Here is a 23848-nt window from a genome sequence, read left to right as displayed (position 1 = left end):
ACTCTCCATACTGTGCTGTCGAGTCGCTGAGGGCGGTGCGTGAGGGGCGCGCCGAAGGCCTTATCCGGTGACGGTCTCGATGAGCCGGCGCACGATCGCGTGGCGGCCCGCGTCATGGCGGCGCAGGAACTCCCGGAGCCGCTCGGCGTGCCGGTCACTGCTGCACTGCAGGGGATGGACGACCGCGAAACGGCCCTCCTCCTCGACGTAGGCGAGTTCGCGCAGCATGGGGACGGCCGGGTCGGTGACGAACTTCTCCAGACCGGTCAGGGCCTCCTCGACGCTCATGCCGCGCGGCGTCACCAGCTCACCGGCGTCCGCGATCGCCCGGTAGAAGCCGAGCATCTCCGCGGCGAAGCAGGCGCGCAGCTCGTCCTGCACCGCCGGGGTCCCGATGGCTTCGGAGAGCTTCGTGCAGGCCGCCTCGTCGGGCAGCGTGCCGAGGGTCAGCCGGTGGCTGACGGTCATGGTGCGCCGGCGGGAGGTGTCCCGCAGGTACATCCGGACGGTACGGTCCAGGACCGTGGTGAAGCGCTCCCCGGCGTCGGCGAGCCGCAGCCACAGATCCCAGTCCTCCATACCGGTGTGGTCGGTGGTCCAGCCCCCGACGCTCTCCGGGAGCCCGCGCACATGGCCCACCCGGGACGGCTCGTACAGCGGCCACAGCAGCTGCAGCTCCGGGTGCCACAGGCCGTTGAGCGGGTGGGAGCGGTACTCCTCCTCGCCCTGCTCGTTCATCCCGATGCTCGCCGTCGACACCAGCCGCGCCCCGGCGTCGAACTCCCGCTGCAGTACGGCGAGATGGTCGGGGAGCCACTCGTCGTCGTAGTCGAGATAGGCGATGGCCGGCGCGGTGGACGCGGCCAGGCCGATGTTGCGGGGGCCGCCGGGATGCCCGTGCCGTTCGGTACGGATCAGCTGTACGCGCTCGTCCTCGTAGGAGAGCACCACGTCGTCCGTGTCGTCGGTGCAGCCGTCGGACACCACGATCAGCCGCCAGTCCTCGAAAGTCTGGGCGAGCACGCTGTCGACGGTCGTCCGGATGGCCTCGGACCGGTTCCAGGCCGGGCAGATCACATCTATCGCTGCCGTACTCAAGGGCTTCCTCGCAGACTCCTCAAGACGGCCTGCGTGCCGTCTTCGGTACCTTCGGCGCCCTGCCTACACAGCGGCTATACGGGCGGGCGCCGCCACGTCCCGCGGCCGCCGCGGTCAGGCGAAGACGACGGTGCGCTGCCCGTTGGGCAGGACGCGGCGCGAGCTGTGCCACGCGACGGCACGCGCGAGTGCCTGGCACTCCACGTCCCGGCCGATCGCCACCAGCTGGTCCGGGGTCACGGCATGACTGACCCGCCGGACCTCCTGCTCGATGATCGGGCCCTCGTCGAGGTCGGCCGTCACGTAGTGCGCGGTGGCGCCGATCAGCTTCACGCCGCGCGCGTGCGCCTGGTGGTAGGGCTTGGCGCCCTTGAAGCTCGGCAGGAAGGAGTGGTGGATGTTGATGATGCGCCCGCTGAGCTGCTTGCAGAAATGGTCCGAGAGGATCTGCATGTAGCGCGCCAGCACCACCAGTTCGACCTGCTCGGCCTCGACCAGGTCGAGCACCTGCTGCTCCGCGAGGGCCTTGCCGTCCTTCGTCACCGGGATGTGGTGGAAGGGCAGGTCGTACGAGCCCACCAGGTCCCGGAAGTCGGCATGGTTGGAGACGACGCCGGCGATCTCCACCGGCAGCGCACCGGTCCGGGAGCGGAAGAGCAGGTCGTTGAGGCAGTGCCCGTACTTGCTGACCATCAGCAGGATCCGCATACGGTCCTTCGCCCGGTGGATCTGCCAGTCCATGCGGAAGGTGTCACCGACGGCGGAGAAACTGGCGCGCAGCTTGTCGACCGAGACCGACGCCTCGGCCGAGAACGCGACCCGCATGAAGAACAGCCCGGTGTCCTGATCGCCGAACTGCTGGCTGTCCTCGATGTTGCAACCCGTCATGAACAGGTAGCTGGACACGGCGTGCACGATGCCTTGCTTGTCGGGGCAGGAGAGGGTGAGGACGTAGTGCTCGGCGGGCATGGGCGTCTCCGATGCGGTGGGGCCCGGCGACCTGACCGGACCTGGTGGCAGGACGGTGCGGAGCCACCCAAGCGCCCGCGTCCATTTTTTTCATACGTGCGGGACGTCTTCAGCGCGCCGTCTCCTCACCCGGCGGTCACGTCCGTCAGGTCGGCGAGGATCTCCGAGGCGACGACCGGGTCGAGGTCGCCGAAGCGCAGGGGGTAGCCGCGGCTCGGCCAGTAGTCGCCCGGCGCGGAGTCGAGCCACACCTGCGCGAAGGTCTGGTCGGGGAACACGTCGAGCGCGCCCACCGCTATGCCCTCGTCGAGGCCGATCACCACATGCCGGTCGTCGTCGACGCGCCGGTGGAACCAGCGCTCCACACCCGCGTCCTGCGGCTCCCCCCGCTCCCAGCCCCGCCGGGTGAGCCCGAGCAGCTTGCCCACCGGCACGCTCGCACCCTCGAACCGGGTCAGCCGGTGCCCGGCGGCCTCCTCCCCGGTGAGCCGGTGCACGGGCCGGCTCAGCTGCGGGAACGGCTGGAGGATCCCCTGGCCCGCGAACGCCGCCGACCAGGCCGGCAGGTCCCCGCCCAGATGCAGCGGGTGCGCCACGCGGACCCTGACGTCCTCGGGCAGCGTCAGCTCACCGTCGTCGGCACCGGCGAAGGTACGGTCCTCCGTCACCCGGAACGCCGCAACCTCCCCACCGCCCTCCGCCAGCCACACCAGGCGCCGGACCAGATGCCCCACCAGCGGATGGGCGACGAACAGCTCCTGGAACTCCCGGACCGTCCACGACCGCTGAGCCACCATCGCCGCCTCCAGCCGCCGCACCTGCTCGGCTCCGACCGCGCGGACGTCCTTCTTCAGCGCGGCGAACCGCTTGCGCTCCGCGGGCGCCAGCTCCGGGTCGTCCTTCGCGCCGGGCGCGGGGAGTGCCTTGCGCTGCCGGCCGTCGGCGTCACGGACGCAGGGCCGCAGCTGCTCGTCGAAACCGACCCTGAACTGCCGGGGCCCGTAGTCGATGACCGTGCTGCCGTCGGCGTCCAGGCCGAGGTCGGGCACCAGCCGGTCGCCGAGCTGCTCGCCGGTCAGGCCCAGGCCCTCGGCGACCTCGGCGATCTTCTCCCGCGCGCGCTGCTTGAGCGCCTTGAACGGCACGCGCTGGGAGATGCCGTGCAGGTGCGTCAGCGCCACCTCGGTGCCGATCTCCGCGAGGACGGCCAGCCCCTCGACGGCGCGGTGGTGGGCGCCCTCGCCGGGCCAGGCCCGCAGGACGGGCGTGAGCCGGCGCACGGTGTCGTCGTCGCCGAGCCACCCGAGGGCGTGCAGCGCCCAGCTCTCCTTGGGCGGCATCCCGACCAGCCGCCACTGCTCGAACAGACCCCAGGCGAAGGCGGCGAGGGAGTCCGCCGTGCAGTGCGCGGTGAGCACTTCCAGGCCCGGATAGACGTCGCCGGGCTTGGACAGCGCGAGGACCGTCAGCACATGCCGCAACGCCTCAGCGGGCAGCGCACCGCCCCCGGCGAGCAGGATCTGCGGCAACAACGCCGGTTCGGCCCACGGCACGACCGCCGGCACACGCGCGGGCAGGGCACTGACCAACGGGTCGACGGCCAGCATCGCCGCGACGATACCGACGGCCTCCGCCCGGCCCCCGGCACCGCCCGCGGAGTTCGGACCGCTGCCGGCCATGCCCGTGGTCTTCACCCCGCCGCCGGTGACGGCCGTGCCCTCCGCCCCGCCGCCGGCGAGGTAACCGGCCTCCGACCCGCCCCCGGCGATGCCCGCGGCCTCCGACCCGCCCCCGGCGCTGCCCGTGGCCTCCGCCCGGCCCCCGGCACTGCCCGTGGCCTCCGCCCGGCCCCCGGCGCCCCCCGCCGCCTCCACTCCGCCCCCGGCGACGGCTGCCGTCCCCGGTTCGCGCCCGGGCACGGCCGCGACCACCGCCTCCACCCCGTGCGCGTCCGCCAGCAGTCGCAGTGCCTTCTCCGCCCCGCGTCGGACGGGGCCGGCCGGGCCCACCGCGTGCGGGGCGAGGAACGGTACGGCGTCCAGGCCGTGCCGGGTCAGCCAGGCGCGGGCCGTCGCGTCGGCCGCCTTCAGCCGGGCCAGCCAGTCGCACACCAGCTCGGCGACCTCGGCGCTGCGGTACGGCAGGAGCAGCCGCCCCAGCGTGCTCGGGTGCCGGGTGGCGGCGCGCCGCATCAGGGGCAGCGCGGCCAGACCGTGCCGGGCGGCGACCGGCTTCAGCTGCTCCTCGCCGTCCCAGTAGTCCTCCGGGTCGCAGTCGGCGAGCAGCGGCCGTACGACGTCCTCGGGGCCGTCGACGAACAGCCGCACATGCCACCAGCTCTCCAGCTCGCCGGTCCGGCGCAGATGGTCGATCTGCCGCGACCAGTCACCGCCGTCCCGCCAAGCGGTGTACGCCGCACCGGCCTTGGCCCAGCTCTCCCGCTCGCCCGGCCGCCACGCGATCGCCGGCTCCGGAGCCACCGGCACCTCGGCCGCCACCCGCGGCTTGACCGCCTTGCGCTTCCGCGTCCACGGCGGGCTCACCAGCAGCGCGGGCAGCGCCTCGGCGGGGGCGTCGGGGACCCGGCCGGCCCGCGTCAGCAACGGCGCCACGAAGGCGGCGACCCGCGCCGGGAGGCCGGGCAGGGCGGCCTCGGCCACCTCGGGGTGCGCGGCGACGTGCGAGGTGAGCAACTGCCCGGCGAGCGAGGCGTTCTTGCCGGAGCCCGTCGCCGCCGCACCCAGCAGCCGCAGCGTGCGCACCGGGTAGCGCCGCATCGCCTCCAGCAGGTGCGGACGGATGTGCTTGCCGGCGACCTTGCCGGCGGAGCGATCCAGCAGGATCCGGAACGCCTCGTCCGACGGCAGCTCCACCAGGGCGCTCGCGTACGTCCGGGTCACATCGGAGTTGTAGGCCCGGTCCAGGGGCTCCTCCAGGAACCGGGCGAAGGCCGCGCCGGTGCTCTCGGCGAGGGTGGCGATCAGCACCGGCGACCAGCCGTCCCAGCCGAGGCCGGCCCGGTCGCCGAAGTGGCGCAGCTGGTCGGGGGAGCCGAGCGAGCACAGCAGCATCGCGCGCAGCGACCCGTCGGCCCCGTCGGCCTCGGCGCAGCACTCCTCGGCCCACGCCCGCTCGCCGGGCACCAGGTACGACACGACGACCCGGCGGCGTACGTCGGTGCGGCAGGCGGCCAGGGCCTCGACGGCGCGCCGGTAGTCGTCCTCGCCGGCCACGGCCAGCAGGGCGCGCATCCGGTCGGCGAACTTCGTGCGCGCCCAGCCGGTGCCGACGCCGTTCCCGGGCAGGAAGCCCAGCCAGGGGTCGTCGCGGCGGCTGCCGTACTGGATGTAGTGCGGCTCGACACCGAAGAAGTCGACCACCGCGCGGGCGGCGAAGGGCAGGCCGTGCGCGCGCACCCAGGCGTCGACGAAGATGCCGTCCGGGTGGCGGTAGTGGAAGATCAGGTGACCCAGCGCGGCCGCGCCGAGCGGATTCTGACTGCCGTTCAGGTGGTCCCTGGTCGCCTGGACGAGCCGGGGGTGGCTCTTGGGCGCGGTGAGCATGGCCTCGATCCAGCCGGCCTCCTCCTTCACCCGCCGCGCCTCCACCGCCTGCGCCTCCGGGTGGAGGGGCGGGACCGGCCGCTCGATGCCGCCGCGCCGCGGCAGCACCAGCCGCCGCCACGCCTCCGGCATCCGGAAGGCGTCCTCGTCGGGCAGGACGACGGCCTGCCCGTCCGCCCGCTGCTCGCCGGTCGACGCCCCACCCCGCACGGCCCCTCCTCCACCGACCCGGCCGGGCCGGATCCCACGCAGCACCGATCACCGGCCCCCCGGCCGGACGATCGCTCGATCAGATGCCGAGAACGTTAACCGCCACCACTGACAACGCCCCCCGCACCAGGGCTGCCAGCGCGCCCGCCCCCGCAGTGGCACCATGCCCTGAGCACGACGCGAAGGGGGCGGGATGGGCCGGGCGGAGCGGGAGGTCGTGGCGCGGGGGGCGCGGCTGGCCGAGGCGGCGGGACAGGTCGCCGAGGACCACGAACGGGCCGTGACCGCCGTACGGGAGGCCCTGCGGCCACTGCACGAGGAGCTGGTCCGGCAGGAGCTGGAGCGCCTGCCCGTGGCCCGGCTCAGGGACGTCACCGAGGGCCGGCTGCGGCTGGACGAGCTGGAGGCGGGCGGCTTCCGGACCGTCCAGGACGTGCTGGGCGCCGGGAGTTACCGGCTGCGGCAGACCCCGGGCGTCGGCCGGCGCACCGCCGACCAGGTCGTCGCGGCGGCCCGGCAGCTCGCGGAGGCCGTGGAGGAGTACGTCGGCGTACGCCTGGACGTCGACCGGCCCGAGCCGCGCGGCACCGCGCTCGTCGTCGCCCTGCACGTGCTGGTCGAGGCCGGACCGCAGGCGCGGCGCGCGGCCGAGGCGGGCCGGGCGCTCGCGGACCGGATGGCCCCGCTGCTCGACGGCGCCCGCCCCGCCACCGGACGCTGGCGGATGCTGCTCGCCGGCCGAGAGGCACGCCGGCGCGCGCTGGCCGCCGTGGCGGAACTGCGGACGCTGGTCGAGGAGGCGGAGGGCGACGGCGTACCGGAGCGGTTCGCGCAGGCCAGCGTGGACCTGCTGCGCCGCCCGGAGAACGACCTCGCCGCCTGGGTGGACTTCGAGCGGCGCGCCGCCGACTACTACGGCCTCCTCGCGGACATCGCCGACCACGGCCCGGACGCCGCGGCCGCCGAGGGCCATCTGCCCGACGAGGTGGCCGGGCGGGTCCGCGAGCAGCGGCTGGAGGACACGCACCTCCTGGTGTCGCTGCGCGGCTACCAGTCGTTCGGGGCGCGGTTCGCGCTCGCCCAGCGGCGGGTGCTGCTCGGCGACGAGATGGGGCTCGGCAAGACCGTGCAGGCCGTCGCCGTCCTCGCGCACCTCGCGGCGGAGGGGCAGAGCCACTTCATGGTGGTGTGCCCGGCGAGCGTGCTGATCAACTGGACGCGGGAGATCGCCACCCGCAGCACCCTGCGTCCCGTACCGCTGCACGGGCCCGGCCGGCAGGCCGCGTTCGCCGACTGGAAGGGCGGCGGTGGCGTCGCCGTCACCACCTTCGACGCGCTGCGCGGGTTCCCCACGCCGGGCGGCGGCGAGCTGGGCATGCTCGTCGTCGACGAGGCGCACTACGTCAAGAACCCGGCGGCCCTGCGCACGATCGCCGTGCGGTCCTGGGCCGAACGCTGCGCGCACGTCCTCTTCCTCACCGGTACGCCCATGGAGAACCGGGTCGCCGAGTTCCGCAACCTGGTGGGCATCCTGCGGCCGGACTTCGCCCGGCTGGTCGGCACCGAGGAGGCGGCGCACGGCTCGAAGGCGTTCCGCAGGGCAGTCGCGCCCGTCTACCTGCGCCGCAACCAGCGGGACGTGCTCAGCGAACTGCCCGCCCTCCAGCACACCGACGAGTGGGAGGAGCCGAGCCGCGCCGACGCGCAGGCGTACGCGGAGGCGGTGCGCAGCGGCAACTTCATGGCGATGCGCCGGGCCGCGTACGCGCGTCCGCAGCAGTCGGCGAAGCTGGGGCGGCTGCGCGAACTGGTCCGCGAGGCCGCCGAGAACGGCCTGAAGGCCGTCGTGTTCTCCGCCTTCCGCGAGGTCCTCGGCGCCGTCGCGGAGGCGCTGGGCGAGGTGCACGGGCCGCTCGGCGGCGGGCTGCCGCCCGAGCGGCGCCAGCAGATCGTGGACGGGTTCACCGCCGCGCCCGGGCACGCGGTGCTGCTCGCCCAGATCGAGGCGGGCGGCATCGGGCTCAACCTCCAGGTGGCGTCGGTGGTGATCCTGTGCGAGCCGCAGCTCAAGCCGACCGTCGAGCGGCAGGCCGTGGCCCGCGCCCACCGCATGGGCCAGGTCCGCCCCGTCCAGGTGCACCGCCTGCTCACCACCGGCGGCCTGGACGAACGCCTGGTGGAGCGGTCGCAGACCAAGGACCGCCTCTTCGACGCCTACGCCCGCCGCAGCGCGGTCGCCGAGTCGACCCCGGACGCCGTCGACATCTCGGACGTCACGCTGGCCCGGCGGATCGTGGCGGAGGAGCAGGCGCGCCTGGGGCTGGCCGCGGAGCCCGCCGACGGGGCGGTGGAGGCCTGAAATCCCCACCTGCCCGCGCTACTCGACCCCTCGCACCTCCCGGCACGCGCGCGCGTACCCGCGCACCAGCGGCCGGTCCCCGTCCTCCCGGCGCCAGGCCAGGACGTACCGGCTCGGCGCGAGGTCCCGTACCGGGCGGGTGGTCACGCCGCCGAGGGTGATCAGCGGGGCGTTGCCCTCGGCGACCAGGCAGACGCCGAGGCCGGCGACGAGGGCCTCGTACGTCTCCTCCGTGCCGGCGATCTCCGCGCCGACGCGGGCCGGGCGTCCGGCGCGGTGGTCCAGGGCGAGCCAGTGGTCGCGCAGCACCCCGGCCGTCTCCGGCAGCGCGAGGAACGGCTCGTCCAGCAGGTCGGCGAAGGCGATCTCCTCCCGCCGGGCCAGCGGATGGTCCTCGGGCAGCGCGACCAGGCGGGGCTCCTCGGCGACCACCGTCCAGTCGTAGCGGCCCTCGTCGGGCAGCGGCAGCCACACGAACGCCACGTCCGAGGTGCCGTCCGCGAGGCCCGCAGTGGGGTCGTCCCAGCCGACCTGCCGCAGCCGGACCGTCGTGTGCGGGTGGGCCGCCGTGAAGCGGGAGCGGATCGCCGGGAGGAGGCCGCCGCGGCCGGGGCTGGTGCTCATGCCCACGGCGAGCGTGCCGCGCTGCGCCGCCCGCGCCCGCTCCACCGCCGCCGCCCCCTCCTGCCACGCCTCCAGCACCCGCCGCGCGTGCGGCAGCAGCGCCTCGCCCGCCGGGGTGAGCCGTACGCCGTGCCGGTCCCGGTCGAACACCGGCGCGCCCAGCTGCTTCTCCAGCGCCCGGATCTGCTTGCTCAGTGCGGGCTGGGAGACGTACAGCAGCTCCGCCGCGCGCGTGAAGTGCAGTTCCTCGGCCACCGCGACGAAGTAGCGCAGGTCCCGCACATGGACGTCCATGGTCATAACCATCGGCTATCACGACAGATCTTGGACGGTCAACGGCCCCGGACGGCAGGGTGGTTCACGCAGGACACACGAGGAACGAACGAACCGGACGAAGCAGGAGCGGACATGAACAAGGTGTGGCTGGTCACCGGCGCCAACAGCGGTTTCGGACGGGCGATCACCGAGGCGGCCGTCGCCGCCGGGGACGTCGTCGTGGGGGCCGTACGGCGGCCCGAGACCCTGGACGACTTGGTCGCCGCGCACCCCGACCAGGTGGAGGCGCTGCGCCTGGACGTGGCCGACACCACCGCGGCCGGGCAGGCGGTGGCCGACGTGCTCGCCCGGCACGGGCGGATCGACGTGCTGGTGAACAACGCCGGGCGCACCCATGTGGGCGCTTTCGAGGAGACCACCGAGACCGAGCTGCGGGAGCTGTTCGAACTGCACGTCTTCGGTCCGGCCGCCCTCACCCGCGCGGTGCTGCCGCACATGCGCGAGCGGCGCTCGGGCGCGGTCGTGCAGATGAGCAGCATGGGCGGCCAGATGTCCTTCGCCGGGTTCTCCGCCTACAGCGGCACCAAGTTCGCGCTGGAGGGCCTGTCCGAGGGGCTCGCCGACGAGGTGCGCGAGTACGGCGTGAAGGTGCTGATCGTCGAGCCGGGCGCCTTCCGCACCTCCCTGTTCGCGGGCAACCGGGCCGGAGCGAGCGCCGACAGCGGCCTGTACCCGAAGGTGAGCGAGACCCGCGCCTTCGTCGAGGGCGGCGACGGCAGCCAGCCCGGCGACCCCGCCAAGGCCGCCGCGCTCATCCTCCAGGCCCTCGACGCCGAGGAGACCCCGCTGCGCCTGCCCCTCGGCGACGACGGCGTCTCCGCGGTCCTCGGCCACCTGGACCAGGTCCGCGCGGAGATCACCGTCTGGGAGAAGCAGGCCCGGGCCACCGCCTTCGACGAGTGACCCGGCCCCTCACCCCCAGGAGAACGGCGACGGCTCCGCCACCCACCCCACCGCCAGCGCCACCCGACTGTGCCGGTGCACCGCAAGGAACCCGAACGGCCGCTCGAACGCCGCCTCGACGCGCGTCGTCCGCCACCGCAGCCTCGGCACCGCACCCGCCCCCGCCACGCCGAACGAGGACACCGCCGCCGCCTGGAACCCCTCCGCGTCGAACCGCGCGACCGCCGCCTGCCGGGCGGAGTTCACGGCCAGCGGCAGGCTGCCGCTGATGCCGGAGAAGTGGCCCACGCTGTCGTCGCGCGCGGCCGTCAGCCCGAACACCTCGTGCAGCGCCAGCAGATCGTGCGACGCGGCGACGTCGTACGCCACCGTCGTCACGTCCAGCACCGGCGGGTCCGGCGTCCGCGACAGCTCCCGCACCACCCGCAGCCCCGGCCCCACCTCCCCGAGCGGCAGCCGCGGCCCCGGCAGGACCGGATGCCGGCCCGCGACGATCCCGACGCCCGCGGCGAGCACCTGACCCGGCGTCATGCTCTCCTCCCCGAGCAGCAGCCGCACGTCGATGCCGTTCCCGCCGTGCACCGTCAGCCCGGTGACCAGGCCGCCGGGCGTGTCCGCGACGCCGACCCGGTCCAGCAGCGTGCTCCTGCGGCCCAGGCCGAGCAGCGTACGGCCCTGCCACGGCCCGTGCCCCACCCGCAGCGGGAAGTCGTCGAACGGCCGCGGCCACCGCGTCCGCAACGCCAGCGCGCTCGCCAGCACCAGCTCGGTGTCCTTCTCCAGCACCACCGGCATGGCCTCGACCAGCCCGCCCGTGTGCCGCGCCGCCCACGCGTCCAGCGCCCCGCGGTCGCGGTCCTCGTCGCCCGTGAGGACGCCGTGCGCCCCCACCGGGAGCCCCGCCTCCCACGCCTCCCGCAGCTCCAGCGTCCGCTTGGTCCACAAGCCGAGCGCGCTGTCCAGCCCCCGCATCGCGCGCAGGCCCGCCAGCAACTCCCGTGCCGCGGAGGCCGCTTCGCCCGCCGGCAGCCCGACCCCCTCCGCCAGCTCGGCCCGCGCCGGCCCGTGCGCGCCGTCCGCCAGGAAGGCGAGCAGCGGCCACACGCCGAGCGCCGAGCAGACGGTGTTGCCCGGACTTTCCCCGAGCGCGCCCGCCCAGCGCGCCCCGAGCCGGTTCACGGCCCGGACCGTCTCCTTGGTGACCGGCATTCCTCCCCCGTTCCCCGCCCGCTTACGATGCGCCCAGTCGTACGTCAGTTCCCGCATCTGGCGCATCCGCATTTTCCGACCGCCCCACGGTACGAACCAGGAGCACGGCACCCGTGTCCATACCCCCGCCCCCCGGGCCCCCGCAGCCCCCGTCCACGCCGGGCCCCCACGGCATGCCGTCGCAGGACCCTCACCAGGCGCAGGGCCCCTACCAGGCGCCGGGCCCGTACCAGATGCCGGGCCCTTACGGGTCGCCGTACCAGCCCTGGGGGCAGGGCTACAGCCCGTTCAACCGGCCCGCGCCGGTCAACGGCCTCGCCATCGCCGCCCTCGTCCTCGGCCTGCTCTGCTTCGTGCCCGCCGTCGGCCTGGTGCTCGGCGTGCTCGCGCTGGTGCAGATCCGCAGGAAGGGCGAGCGCGGCAAGGGCATGGCGATCGCCGGGTCCGTGCTGTCGTCGGTCGGGCTCGCCCTGTGGGTCCTGGTCCTCGCCACGGGCGGCGCCGGGGACTTCTGGGAGGGCTTCAAGGAGGGCGCCCGCGGCAGCGCCAACGCGAACCTGACCAAGGGCCAGTGCATCGACATGCCCGGCGGCCTGGCCGAGAAGGACGTGTTCGACGTCGACGAGGTGCCCTGCTCCGGCAGGCACGACGGCGAGGTGTTCCACACCTTCGAGATGGGCGACGGCTCCACCTACCCCGGCGAGAGCGCCGTGGACGACGCCGCCGAGTACGCCTGCTACCCGCACGTGAACGACTACGTCATGGACAGCTGGGCCATGACCGACGACATCGACGTGTACTACATCGGCCCGACCGCGGACACCTGGGACTTCGGCGACCGCCTCGTCGCCTGCATCCTCGGCCACACCGACGAGGGCAAGACGCTGACCGGCTCGCTGCGCAGCGACGCGACCACCCTGGACGGCGACCAGCTCGCCTTCCTCAAGGCGGGCAACGCCGTCGACGACGTCCTCACGGAGGAGCCCGAGGCCTTCCCCGAGGACGACCTGAAGGTCAATCAGGACTGGGCCGGCGATGTCCGCGACAGCCTCGCCACCCAGATCGCCGCGCTGCGCGGGCACACGTGGCCGGCCGGGGCGCAGGCCCCCGTGGACGCCTACCTGAAGGATCTGGAGTCCGCGCGCGCGGAGTGGGCGAAGGCCGCCTCCGCGGCGGACTCCGACACCTTCTACGTCCACTACGGCAACGGCTGGGACCACCTGGAGGCCGACTCCGCCGTCGACGCCCGCCGCGCCCTGAGGCTCGCGACCACGCCGCCGGACGACTCCGCCGGCGACAGCGGGGACGGCGACGGCGGCGGCGACACCGGGTCCACGGGCGGCGGCCTGGACGTGTGAGCGTCCGTGTGATCGTCACATCCGGGCCGCGCAGGTGTGAACGCGGCCATAGCGGGGAGAAACTGCCTGCGTAAAGGCCTCTCCCCGCACAAGTCATCACATCGAGTGATTCTCTGGCCTTTGCTTGCCCGGCACGACCGTGGGTTGCCACGCTGTTGCTGTCTGTACAACCTGATGGGAGCGGCCAGTGACTTTCGGTGAGCAGCCGGCGTACCTGCGCGTCGCGGGTGATCTCCGCAAGAAGATCGTCGACGGCTCGCTCCCACCGCACACCCGCCTCCCCTCCCAGGCCCGCATCCGCGAGGAGTACGGCGTCTCGGACACCGTCGCCCTGGAGGCGCGCAAGGTCCTCATGGCGGAGGGGCTGGTCGAGGGCCGCTCCGGCTCCGGCACCTATGTGCGCGAGCGGCCCGTGCCCCGCCGTATCGCCCGCTCCGGGTTCCGCCCCGCGGGCGGGGCCACCCCGTTCCGGCAGGAGCAGGCGGACGCCGAGGCGCGCGGCACCTGGGAGTCCAGCAGCGAGCAGACCGGGGCCAGCGCCGCCGTCGCCGAGCGGCTCGGCATCGAGCCCGGCGACCGCGTGATGCGCACCCGCTACCTCTTCCGGGAGGCGGGCGAGCCGATGATGCTCTCCACCTCCTTCGAACCCCTCGCCGTGACCGGGCGTACGCCGGTGATGCTGCCCGAGGAGGGACCGCTCGGCGGCATGGGCGTGGTCGAGCGCATGCGGGCCATCGACGTCATCGTGGACAACGTCACCGAGGAGGTCGGCGCCCGCCCCGGCCTCGCCGAGGAACTCCTCGCGCTCGGCGGCGTCCCCGGCCATGTCGTGCTCGTCGTCCAGCGCACCTACTACGCCTCGGGCCGCCCGGTCGAGACGGCCGACGTGGTCATCCCCGCCGACCGCTTCCGGGTCGCGTACCACCTCCCGGTGAAGTGAGCCGCGGGGGGCACCCGACCCCGTAGACCCCGCCGGCCCGTGTGAATTGGCACACGCTTGCGGGGGGTGGCGCACAACCCCGCGGCAGTTGCCCCCGGCAGCACCCACTCCGGGACGCCCCGCGCGCCCTTCGCGCGCCGTCGCGTTTCGGCCGTCTTCGCAGGTCGCCCCCGGTGTGCCCGGAATGCCCCCGAGCGGGAGCGGTGTCGTGCGGGCACGGCGCGTTCGGCGTCGTGCGCCCCTTGCGTACTGGCCGGTTGCGTACCTCTTCGTGAAAAGCCGTGTTCGCTGCGTAAAGGTAAGGCGTAGGCTCGGGCATATGCGGATTGCGGTTTCCTTGGCGGGCGGGGCACGGCGCGGACCGCGGACGGGACGCGGCCGGACCGGGGCGGGAAGGAGCGGTGGGGGACGATGAACGACAGCGTGGTCTCGCTTCCCTGGCTCGTCATCAGGCAGGACGACAACGGCAATCGCTACCGCGTCGGCCGGTACGCGACCCGCGCCGAGGCCCAGAAGATCGCCGACAGCCTCGACGCCCGCGGACACAAGCAGCTGTACTGGGTCGAGCGCATCGGGCAGCACGGCGAGGCCGCCCGCAACTGACCGGCGCGCACGCTCCCGTAGGCTCCCGCCCATGAGCGAACCGATCGTGGTGGTGGGCGCCGCCCTCCTCGACGGCGGCAGGCTGCTCGCGGCCCGCCGCAGCGCGCCCCCCGAGCTGGCCGGACGCTGGGAACTGCCCGGCGGCAAGGTGGAGCCCGGCGAGCACCCCGAGACGGCCCTCACCCGCGAACTCCACGAGGAACTGGGCGTCATCGCGGATCCGGTCGAACGCGTCCCGGGGGAGTGGCCCCTGAAACCGCCGTACGTCCTCCAGGTCTGGACGGCCCGCCTGCGCCCCGGCTCGGCCCGGCCCCGGCCCCTCCAGGACCACGACGCCCTGCGCTGGCTGACGCCGGGCGAGCTGTGGGACGTGCCGTGGCTGGACCAGGACGTCCCGGCGGTGCGGGAAGTCGCCGCCCGCTGGGACGTCCTGTAACCGCACACCCCCGAGCGCACAGACGCTCCACGGCCCACGGGGTACGCCGTTCGTGCCACAGTGCGCCCGCCCGGACGGTACCGCTCCCCGGATATCGGGTATGTGCCCATTAACCCCAAGAAACCGGACAGGGGTGCCCCCGCTGGCCTGGGAAGTGATCGGCGTGATCGACACCGAAGGCGACTGCGCCGAGTGGACCTTTCCCGCGGAGCCCGGTGCCGTGCGCACCGCCCGCGCCGCCGTGCGGGCCCGGCTGACGGCCTGGCACCTCGAAAGCCTCGGTGACATCACCGCCCTGCTCGTCAGCGAGCTGGTCACCAACGCCCTGCGGCACGCCACCGGCCCCATCGGCGTCCGCCTGGTACGGCCGGACGGTCCCGCCGGGCACGACGGCTACGGCGGCGTCCTGCTGGTGGAGGTCTCCGACCCGCTGCCCGACCCGCCGCGCGAGCGGGCCGCCCGCCCCGAGGACGAGAGCGGCCGGGGCCTGCAACTGGTGGCGTCCGCCGCCCGCCGCTGGGGCACCCGGCCGGGGGACAACGGCAAGACCGTGTGGTTCGAACTGACGGTTCCCGGGTGAACCGGGGGCACACGGGGCGGCAGGGGTGTGCACGCCGGGGTGGCACGGGTGTACACGGCGGGTGACGGTGTCGGCCGCCGTGCCCCGGCCGCCCATGATTGCCGGAAGGCGTGATTCGACGCCGTGTCCCCTGGTTAGAAGACTGGAAGTGTTCGCGCAGGACGGTCCGGAAAACACCTGGACCGTGCTGTGATCGTGAACACCGTGTTGCGCGGCGCCGTAGTGCTGGATACTGCGGGCAGCCGCCCCCGGTGACCGGTGCCGGACGCGGTGAGCTGGAGGGGACGGTTCGCGTGAGCGAGATACCAGCGAAGGCCACGGAGTCCGAGGACCCGTCGGACGGCGCGAGGACGGCCGCGGGCGCGCTCGCGGCCGACGCCACCGAGGCCCTCGCCCGCGCGGCGGCGGGCGCGGCCGCCGGTGGCGCGGGGCGGCCGGGTGACGCCCTGTGGCAGAGCAGCCCGCCCGGCTCGATCTACGACTACATCAAGGTCGCGTCCTTCTCCATCGGCCCCGACGGCCTCGTGGACCAGTGGAGCCTGCGCGCGGAGCAGATCTTCGGCATCCCGGCCGACCGGGCCGTCGGCATGGACCCCGTCGAGGCGTTCATCGACCCCGACCTGCGGGAGAACGGCCAGCGCAGGATGGCCGAGATCCTCGACGGGCGCGAGTGGACCGGCGTCGTCCCCTTCCGGATGCCCGACGCCGAGGGCGGCGGACGCGGCGAGGACGGACTCGCCGAGGTCTACGTCATGCCGACCCGCAACAAGGGCGGCGAGAAGGCCGCGGTGTGCATCGTCGTCGACGTCCGCACCCTCCGCAGCATCGAAACCGACCTAGCCGCCTCGCAGGCGATTTTCGGCCAATCCCCGTTCGGCTTCCTGCTGATCGACACCGAACTGAAGGTGCGCCGCGCCAACCAGCGCTTCGCCTCCATCTTCGGCGGCAGCCCCGACGACCACCGCGGCAAGGGCGTCCACGACTATCTGCCCCGGGCCGAGGCCGACCGGGTCTCGGCCACCCTGCGGCGGGTCCTGGAGACCGGCGAGTCCATCACCGACATGCACGTCACCGGCCATGTCCCGGGCTCCGAGGAGCGCCGCCACTGGTCGATCAACCTCTACCGCGTGCACAGCGGCTCCGGCCGCCCCATCGGCATCGCCTGGCTCGGCACCGACATCACCGCCCGCCGCGCCGCCGCCCGTGAGGCCGCCGCCGCCCGCCGCAACCTCGCCCTGCTCAACGAGGCCGGCGCGCGCATCGGCAACTCCCTGGACCTGGAGACCACCGCCCGCGAACTCCTCGACGTCGTCGTCCCCGGCTTCTGCGACCTCGCCACCGTCGACCTCTACCAGGGCCTGCTGGCCGGCGACGAGACCCCGCCCGGCCTCGCCGACGGCAGCGCCGAACTGCGCCGCGTCGCCTTCGCCAGCGCCGTCTCCGACGCCCCCTTCCGCGGCGGCTCCGGCGAACCCGTCGGTGTCGGCGCCGTCCACCACTACCCGTTCAACTCACCGTGCGCCGACGCCCTGCGCACCGCCCGCCCGAAGACCGTGCCCGGCGAGGAGGGCGGGCTCGTGCAGTCCACGCTCGCCGTGCCGATGGTCGCCCACGACACCGTCGTGGGACTCGCCCAGTTCGCGCGGACCAAGGGCAGCGAGCCGTTCGGCGACCGGGACCGCGACCTTGCCGTGGAGCTGGCGGCGCGGGCGGCGGTCTGCATCGACAACGCCCGCCTGTACCGGCGCGAGCACGAACGGGCGCTGATACTGCAACGATCCCTGCTGCCGCCCGGCGACCCCGTCGCCTCCGGCCTCGACATCGCCTGCCGCTACCTGCCCGGCAACGCCTCCACCGGCCGCACCGGCGAGGTCGGCGGCGACTGGTTCGACGTCATCGAACTGCCCGGCCACCGCACCGCGTTGGTGGTCGGCGACGTCATGGGCCGCGGCCTGCGCGCCGCCGTGGCGATGGGCGAACTGCGCACCGCCGTCCGCACCCTGGCCCTGCTCGACCTCGAACCGGCCGAAGTGCTCTCCGCGCTGGACGAGATCGCCCGCGGCCTCGGCACCCCCGGCGGCGTCCAGCAGGCCACCCGCGCCGCCCGCCGCCCCCGCGAGGCCGACCTGTCCGAGGTGTACCTGGCGACCTGCGTGTACGCCGTCTACGACTCCGTCACCCGCCGCTGCACCTTCGCCAACGCCGGTCATCTGCCGCCGGTCCTGGTCGAGCCCGGGGAGCCGGCGCTGATGCTGGACGTGCCGCCCGGGATGCCGCTCGGCGTCGGCGGGGAACCCTTCGAGGAGGTCGAGGTCGAACTGCCCGAGGGCGCGCTGCTCGCCCTCTACACCGACGGCCTCGTCGAGTCCCGCGACCACCCCCTCGACGAGGGACTGCAGGCCTTCGTCGGCGCGCTCACCGACCCCTCCCGGCCCCTGGAGGACGTCTGCGACCACGTCCTCAACACCCTCGACACCCACCACGGCGAGGACGACATCGCCCTGCTCATGGCCCGTGTGCAGGGGCTGCCCGCCGAGTCCGTCGGCGACTGGACGCTGCCGCGCGAGCCGCGCAGCGTGGGCCGCGCCCGTGAGTACGCCCGCGGGCAGCTGCTCAGCTGGGACTTGGAACCCCTCGTCGACACGGCCGAGCTGCTGGTCAGCGAGCTGGTCACCAACGCCCTGCGGTACGGCGAGGGCGAGATCCGCCTGCGGCTCCTGCTCGACCGCACCCTGGTGTGCGAGGTGTGGGACTCCGGCCTGGTGCAGCCCCGCAGGCGGCGCGCCCGCGACACCGACGAGGGCGGCCGGGGCCTGCAACTGGTCGGCCTGCTCTCCGCGGCCTGGGGCTCCCGGCGCACCCCGCGCGGCAAGACGGTGTGGTTCGAACTGCCGCTGCCCGACGGGGAGACGGGGCTGGCGGATCCCGCGGAGGCCCTGCTGAGCCTGTTCTAGCGCGTACGGTCCGAGCCCGGACAGGCGCAGGTCCGAGCGCTCAGCCGAGCCGGGCCCGGGTCTGCGGGCCGCCGAAGCGCGGGGGTGTGCCGCCGGGGAGCACGATCCCGCCGAGCACCGCGCCCGCCGCCCCGGCATCGGGGTCCTCGGGCGTGTCGGCGGACGGGGTGCCGTGCAGCCGTACGTCCTGCTCGGCCAGGTCCCTGGCCCGCCGGGCCAGCGCGTCGGCCCGTACCAGGGCGGGCAGCCCGGAGGCGCCGGACGGCCCGTCCGCGTCGAGCAGGTCCCGTGCCGCCGCCAGCAGCGTGCGGGCCGCCGCGCCCACCGCTCCCCGGTGCGTCGCGACGAAGGCCTCCGCCGCCGCGACGGCGCTGCCCGCGGTGAGCCGGGCCGCCGCCGTCAGCACTCCTGCCCTGCCGGTCGCGACCGGCGCGAGCGCCGCCACGACCCGCCGCAGCGCGGCCAGCGGGTCATGCGGCCGCCCTGCGGTCACCTCCTGCCGTACGGAGGCCAGCACGGCGTCGGCATGCAGGACCCGGGAGCGCAGCTCGCCCGGCGGGATGTCCGGGGTGCCCGGCGGTGTGCTCTCCTGCGCTGCGGGGACCGCGCCCGCCATCGCGCCCATCCCCGCGTCCCCCGGCTCCCCGCCCTCCCGCGCGGGCGGCAGTACGGCCCGTACCGCCGACAGCTCGGCCTCCGCGCCCGTGAGCGCGGGGGCGAGCAGCTCCCCGGCCCGGCCCAGCTCGGCCGCCAGCCGCGCGACCGCGTGGACGAACACCCCGGCCTGCGCGATGGCGCCCTCGGCGGCCCGCAGCCGTGCGGCGGCGTCGGCCTCCTTCCCGAGGTCGGCGGCCTGACGGGCCAGATTGAGCCGGGCGGTGGCGAACACCAGGCGGTCCTTGGCCTGTTCGAGGTACCCGACGACGTCGGCGGTCGCGGCGGGCGCGTACCGCTCGCCGAGCCCGGTCAGCGTCGCCCCCACCTCCGCCGTACGGCCGGTCAGCTCCCGGAACCGGGCCTCCGCCACCTCCAGCGCGGCGCCCGTCCCGCCCTCCAGCGCCCGCAGCGCGTCGAAGCCGGCCGCCTGGGCGTCCAGCCTGCGCCCCGCCTCCGCGCACCGCCCGACGATCCCGGCGAGCGCGTGCCGCCGGGCCGCCTCCTCGGCCGGGACCCCGTCGTCGTACCGCTGCCGCATCCGCAGCGCCGCCGCCAGCTCGGCCTCCGCCTCCCGCACCGCCCGCTCGTACGGCTCCAGCGCCCCGGCACCGAACTGCCGCACGGCGAAGCCGAGTTCCTCGCGCGCGGCCCGCACACAGTCGTCGGCCGCCACGAGAGCCGCGGCGGCCTGCCGGTCGAGTTCGGCGAGGGCGGGTTCGTAGGGCCGGGGCAGCAGGACGGCACCGGTACCGCCGGTACCGCCGGGCGCCGGGCGCGCGGCCGGTGTCGTACGGGTGCGGGCCCGGCGCCTGCGCCGCACGTACGCGTAGCCCGCGAAGGCGCCCGCCGCGCCCACCGCCAGCACCGGAAGCACCAGGTCGGCGGGGCTCGTCTCGTCCTCCTCCGGGGCTGCGGACGCGGCGCTCGCGGACGGTCCGGGCCGCGTGATCGCAACCGAAGGGTCCGTCGCCGTCGTCATCCCCGGCAACACCAGCCACAGCACCGCCGCCGCCGCGCCCAGGACGGCGTGCCCGACGCGCACGGATATGTGCGACGCGGCACGTCGGCGCGTACGGCTCCGGCTCCTGGAGGACGTCACATTTGGGAGCGTATGGCGGTGATTGCGGGGGCGCGAGCGGGGTGCGTCCGAGTCGGCGCACGGGAGGGACGCGGGGATGGAACAGGCGGGGACCGAACAGACGGAGACGGAGACGGAGCGGACGGAGGGGGAGCGGACGGAGGCGGAACGGACGGACCCGACGGCCGCCGGGCCGGAGTCGCGGCGGCCCCAGAAAAAGGGCCGTCGCTGGCTGCGGTACACCCGCCGTACCGCCCTCGCCCTCGTCCTGCTCCTCCTGCTGCCCCTCCTCGGCACCCAGGTCGCCCTGCGGGTGAACTACACCGGCGACCCCGCCGACGGCACCCGCACCCGGGGCCGGGACGCGCTCTGGCTCGGGCACGCCTGGGTGGACGGCCGCAAGAAGGACGCCGACGTCGCCGCCCTGGCCCGCCGTCTGGCGGGCACCGGCATCCACGACCTGTACGTGCACACGGGCCCCCTGGAGCACGACGGCACGCTGCCCCCGTCGCTGTACCCGAAGGCGCGGTGGTTCATCGACGCCGTGCACCGCGCGCTGCCCGGCGTACGGGTGCAGGCCTGGCTCGGGGACGTGCTGGCCACGGAGGAGCCCGACGGCATGCGACTGGAGCGGGCGGCGACCCGGGCCGCGGTCGTCCGCTCCACCCGCCAGGTCCTGGACGCAGGGTTCGACGGCGCCCACTTCGACCTGGAGCCGCTGCACTCCGGCGACCGGCACTACCTCGACCTGCTCGACGCGCTGCACCGCGAGACCGCCGCCCGCAAGGTGCCGCTGTCCGTCGCCGCCCACCAGATCGACCCGCTGCCGGGCCTGCACACCTTCTTCGGCGCGGTCGCCGGGCACCCCAAGTGGTGGTCGCAGGAGTTCTTCGGCCAGGTCGCGCGCCGCGTCGACCAGATCGCCGTCATGTCGTACGACACCATGCAGCAGTGGGAGAGCACCTACGGCGGTTACGTCGCCCAGCAGACCTCTCTCGCCCTGGAGGTCACCCCGGCCTCCACCGACCTGCTGATGGGCCTGCCCTTCTACCACGAGAACCGCTTCGGCCACCGCGGCGCGGCCGAGACCGTCCCGGCGGCCGTCCGCGGCGTCCGCCTGGGCCTGTCCCGCACGGACGCCGGCCGCCAGCACTTCGGCGTCGCCCTCTACGTGGACTTCGCGGCGACGGAGGCGGACTGGGAGGCGTACCGTACGGGCTGGATCGGCTGAACCGAGGGGTGGGGGAGACGGATTACTCCGCCCGCTACGGAGAACGCCTCCTGATCTTCGACCCGAGCCAGACCAGCGGGTCGTACTTGCGGTCCACAGCCCGTTCCTTGAGGGGGATCAGGGCGTTGTCCGTGATCTTGATGCCTTCGGGGCAGACCTCCGTGCAGCACTTGGTGATGTTGCAGTAGCCGAGGCCGTGGTCGTCCTGGGCCGTGCTCTTGCGGTCCAGGCCCGCCTCGGCGGCCGCGTCCAACGGGTGCATGTCCAGTTCGGCGATCCGCATCAGGAAGCGCGGGCCCGCGAACGCCGTCTTGTTCTCCTCGTGGTCGCGCACCACATGGCAGGTGTCCTGGCACAGGAAGCACTCGATGCACTTGCGGAACTCCTGCGAGCGGTCCACGTCCTCCTGCATCATCCGGTACTCGCCCGGGCCCAGACCGGCCGGCGGCACGAACGCCGGGATCTCGCGCGCCTTGGCGTAGTTGAAGCCGACGTCCGTCACCAGGTCGCGGATCACCGGGAAGGTGCGCAGGGGGGTAACCGTGACGGTCTCCTCGCGGTCGAACACCGACATCCGGGTCATGCACATCAGGCGGGGGCGGCCGTTGATCTCCGCCGAGCACGAACCGCACTTGCCCGCCTTGCAGTTCCAGCGCACGGCGAGGTCGGGCGCCTGCGTCGCCTGGAGGCGGTGGATGATGTCGAGCACCACCTCGCCGTCGTTGACCTCCACCCGGAAGTCCTCCAGGCCGCCGCCATCCGCGTCGCCCCGCCACACCTTGAAACGCGCCTCGTAGCCGCTCATTCGTACAGCTCCTCGTCGGCGAGGTACTTGACCAGCTCCTCCTTCTCGAAGAGGGCGAGCAGGTCCGGGCGGATGGGCTCGGTCGTCTCCCGTACGAGGTCGATCTGGCCGCGCACCGGATCGGTGGCCGCGAGCCCGCCGGTCGGATCGGTCAGCCGGCACAGCAGGTTGACCGAGCGCCACGCGCGGTCCATCGACGGGAAGTCCTCCCGGGTGTGCCCGCCGCGCGACTCGGTGCGCTCCAGCGCGGCCCGCGCCACGCACTCGCTGACCAGCAGCATGTTCCTGAGGTCCAGGGCGAGGTGCCAGCCCGGGTTGAACTGGCGGTGCCCCTCCACTCCGGCCCGCCGCGCCCTGGTCCGCAGCTCGGCGAGCTTCTCCAGCGCCCGCTCCATCTCGGGCGCGCGGCGGATGATGCCGACCAGGTCGTTCATGGTCTGCTGGAGTTCCTGGTGCAGGGTGTACGGGTTCTCCGGCGGGCCCGCGTCCGGCTCCAGCCCCTCCGCCGAGAACGGCCGCAGCGCCTCCGCCGCCGCCGAGTCCACCTGCTCCTCCGCCACCGGCACCCGGGTGGCCGCCGCCGCGTACTCGGCCGCGTACCCGCCCGCCCGGCGGCCGAACACCAGCAGGTCGGACAGCGAGTTCCCGCCGAGCCGGTTGGAGCCGTGCATGCCGCCCGCCACCTCACCGGCCGCGAACAGCCCCGGCACCCCGCGCGCCGCCGCCGTGTCCGAGTCGACGGCGATGCCGCCCATCACGTAGTGGCAGGTCGGCCCGACCTCCATCGGCTCCGCGGTGATGTCGACGTCCGCCAGCTCCTTGAACTGGTGGTACATCGACGGCAGCCGCCGCTTGATCACCTCGGCCGGCATCCGCGTCGACACGTCCAGGAACACCCCGCCGTGCGGGGAGCCGCGGCCCTCCTTCACCTCGGAGTTGATCGCGCGGGCCACCTCGTCACGGGGCAGCAGCTCGGGTGGACGCCGGTTGTCGTCCGGGTCGTCGTACCAGCGGTCGGCCTCCTCCTCCGTCTCGGCGTACTTCTCCTTGAAGACGTCGGGGATGTAGTCGAACATGAACCGCTTGCCGTCGGAGTTGCGCAGCACCCCGCCGTCGCCGCGCACCGACTCGGTGACGAGGATGCCCTTCACCGACGGAGGCCAGACCATGCCCGTCGGATGGAACTGCACGAACTCCATGTTCAGCAGCGGCGCGCCCGCGAGCAGCGCCAGCGCGTGGCCGTCGCCGGTGTACTCCCAGGAGTTCGACGTCACCTTGAACGACTTGCCGATGCCGCCGGTGGCGATCACGACGGCGGGCGCCTCCAGGACGAAGAAGCGCCCGCTCTCGCGTACGTAGCCGAAGACCCCGCCGACCCGGTCACCGTCCTTGAGGATCCGGGTGACCGTGCACTCCTGGAACACCTTCAGCCGGGACTCGTAGTCCCCGGTCTCGCGGTGGTCCTCCTGCTGGAGCGCCACGATCTTCTGCTGGAGCGTGCGGATCAGCTCCAGGCCGGTGCGGTCGCCGACGTGCGCGAGGCGCGGGTACTCGTGGCCGCCGAAGTTGCGCTGCGAGATCCGCCCGTCCTTCGTCCGGTCGAACAGCGCGCCCCACGTCTCCAGCTCCCACACCCGGTCCGGGGCCTCCTGGGCGTGCAGCTCGGCCATCCGCCACTGGTTGAGGAACTTCCCGCCGCGCATGGTGTCGCGGAAGTGGACCTGCCAGGTGTCGTGCGGGTTGGCGTTGGCCATCGCGGCGGCGATGCCGCCCTCCGCCATCACCGTGTGCGCCTTGCCGAACAGCGATTTGCAGATCACCGCCGTACGGGCGCCCCGCTCCCGGGCCTCGATGGCCGCGCGCAGGCCCGCGCCGCCCGCGCCGACGACCACGACGTCCCACTGCTGCCGTTCCACCGCTGCCATCAGAAGGCCC

17 protein-coding genes are annotated in these 23848 nt (G+C 74.2%); 9 read left to right on the top strand and 8 right to left on the bottom strand.

Translation table 11 applies throughout. From position 1 onward, the window contains the following. Positions 1–60 precede the first annotated feature (60 nt). The 3 genes from IE308_RS17935 to IE308_RS36970 all read right to left on the bottom strand — a co-directional run bounded on the left by IE308_RS17935 (position 61) and on the right by IE308_RS36970 (position 5840). Entirely contained in the window at positions 61–1098 is a 1038-nt protein-coding gene (locus IE308_RS17935) for a glycosyltransferase family 2 protein (protein WP_190218686.1), read from the bottom strand. 114 nt (positions 1099–1212) lie between these two features. Next, positions 1213–2067, bottom strand: coding sequence for a formyltetrahydrofolate deformylase (gene purU / locus IE308_RS17930; RefSeq protein WP_190218685.1), 855 nt, complete (start codon positions 2065–2067; stop codon positions 1213–1215). 125 nt (positions 2068–2192) lie between these two features. Then, on the bottom strand, positions 2193–5840 hold the full coding sequence (locus tag IE308_RS36970; protein ID WP_229908916.1) for a DUF4132 domain-containing protein: 3648 nt from the start codon (positions 5838–5840) through the stop codon (positions 2193–2195). 193 nt (positions 5841–6033) lie between these two features. Between IE308_RS36970 and IE308_RS17920 the strand changes: the two genes are divergently transcribed. Then, positions 6034–8199, top strand: coding sequence for a DEAD/DEAH box helicase (locus IE308_RS17920; protein WP_190218684.1), 2166 nt, complete (start codon positions 6034–6036; stop codon positions 8197–8199). A gap of 18 nt (positions 8200–8217) precedes the next feature. Here IE308_RS17920 and IE308_RS17915 read toward each other — a convergent pair whose 3' ends face one another. After that, a complete protein-coding gene (locus IE308_RS17915; RefSeq protein ID WP_229908915.1) occupies positions 8218–9123 on the bottom strand; it encodes a LysR family transcriptional regulator in 906 nt (301 codons plus the stop codon). Positions 9124–9231: 108 nt separating this feature from the next. On the opposite strand from IE308_RS17915, the gene IE308_RS17910 reads away from it, so the two are divergent. After that, positions 9232–10062 (top strand): SDR family NAD(P)-dependent oxidoreductase, encoded by an 831-nt coding sequence (locus IE308_RS17910; RefSeq protein WP_190218683.1) that lies wholly within the window; start codon positions 9232–9234, stop codon positions 10060–10062. 9 nt (positions 10063–10071) lie between these two features. Here IE308_RS17910 and IE308_RS17905 read toward each other — a convergent pair whose 3' ends face one another. After that, on the bottom strand, positions 10072–11271 hold the full coding sequence (locus tag IE308_RS17905) for a serpin family protein (RefSeq protein WP_190218848.1): 1200 nt from the start codon (positions 11269–11271) through the stop codon (positions 10072–10074). A 113-nt stretch (positions 11272–11384) separates the two neighbouring features. On the opposite strand from IE308_RS17905, the gene IE308_RS17900 reads away from it, so the two are divergent. The 6 genes from IE308_RS17900 (at position 11385) to IE308_RS17875 (ending at position 18142) form a co-directional block, all read left to right on the top strand. Continuing rightward, on the top strand, positions 11385–12629 hold the full coding sequence (locus IE308_RS17900) for a DUF4190 domain-containing protein (protein WP_229908914.1): 1245 nt from the start codon (positions 11385–11387) through the stop codon (positions 12627–12629). Between the two features lie 187 nt (positions 12630–12816). Continuing rightward, on the top strand, positions 12817–13569 hold the full coding sequence (locus IE308_RS17895) for a GntR family transcriptional regulator (protein ID WP_190218682.1): 753 nt from the start codon (positions 12817–12819) through the stop codon (positions 13567–13569). Between the two features lie 411 nt (positions 13570–13980). Further along, entirely contained in the window at positions 13981–14172 is a 192-nt protein-coding gene (locus IE308_RS17890) for an SPOR domain-containing protein (RefSeq protein WP_110630175.1), read from the top strand. Between the two features lie 31 nt (positions 14173–14203). Next, positions 14204–14608: a (deoxy)nucleoside triphosphate pyrophosphohydrolase gene (locus IE308_RS17885; protein WP_110630177.1), complete on the top strand. Its 405-nt coding sequence runs from the start codon at positions 14204–14206 to the stop codon at positions 14606–14608. Positions 14609–14708: 100 nt separating this feature from the next. Further along, positions 14709–15188 carry an ATP-binding protein gene (locus tag IE308_RS17880; RefSeq protein WP_373314514.1) on the top strand — a complete coding sequence of 160 codons (480 nt, stop codon included), beginning with the start codon at positions 14709–14711 and terminating at the stop codon, positions 15186–15188. A 293-nt stretch (positions 15189–15481) separates the two neighbouring features. After that, the gene (locus tag IE308_RS17875) at positions 15482–18142 is read left to right on the top strand and encodes a SpoIIE family protein phosphatase (RefSeq protein ID WP_190218680.1); all 2661 of its coding nucleotides are present in this window, start codon (positions 15482–15484) and stop codon (positions 18140–18142) included. 40 nt (positions 18143–18182) lie between these two features. On the opposite strand, the gene IE308_RS17870 is transcribed toward IE308_RS17875, so the two are convergent. Beyond that, positions 18183–19898, bottom strand: a complete 1716-nt coding sequence (locus tag IE308_RS17870) for a hypothetical protein (RefSeq protein WP_190218679.1) — start codon at positions 19896–19898, stop codon at positions 18183–18185. A 76-nt stretch (positions 19899–19974) separates the two neighbouring features. Between IE308_RS17870 and IE308_RS17865 the strand changes: the two genes are divergently transcribed. Further along, a complete protein-coding gene (locus IE308_RS17865; RefSeq protein WP_229908913.1) occupies positions 19975–21108 on the top strand; it encodes a glycoside hydrolase family 18 protein in 1134 nt (377 codons plus the stop codon). Positions 21109–21142: 34 nt separating this feature from the next. Here IE308_RS17865 and IE308_RS17860 read toward each other — a convergent pair whose 3' ends face one another. Together IE308_RS17860 and IE308_RS17855 are read right to left on the bottom strand one after the other, a co-directional pair. Beyond that, entirely contained in the window at positions 21143–21913 is a 771-nt protein-coding gene (locus tag IE308_RS17860; protein WP_190218678.1) for a succinate dehydrogenase/fumarate reductase iron-sulfur subunit, read from the bottom strand. Next, positions 21910–23838: a fumarate reductase/succinate dehydrogenase flavoprotein subunit gene (locus IE308_RS17855; RefSeq protein WP_190218677.1), complete on the bottom strand. Its 1929-nt coding sequence runs from the start codon at positions 23836–23838 to the stop codon at positions 21910–21912. The genes IE308_RS17860 and IE308_RS17855 overlap by 4 nt, the downstream gene beginning before the upstream one ends. Between the last annotated feature and the right edge of the window lie 10 nt (positions 23839–23848).

The organism is Streptomyces griseosporeus, from assembly GCF_014656055.1.
GTDB classification, from domain to species: domain Bacteria; phylum Actinomycetota; class Actinomycetes; order Streptomycetales; family Streptomycetaceae; genus Streptomyces; species Streptomyces griseosporeus.
This window is presented reverse-complemented; position numbering and strand designations above follow the sequence as displayed.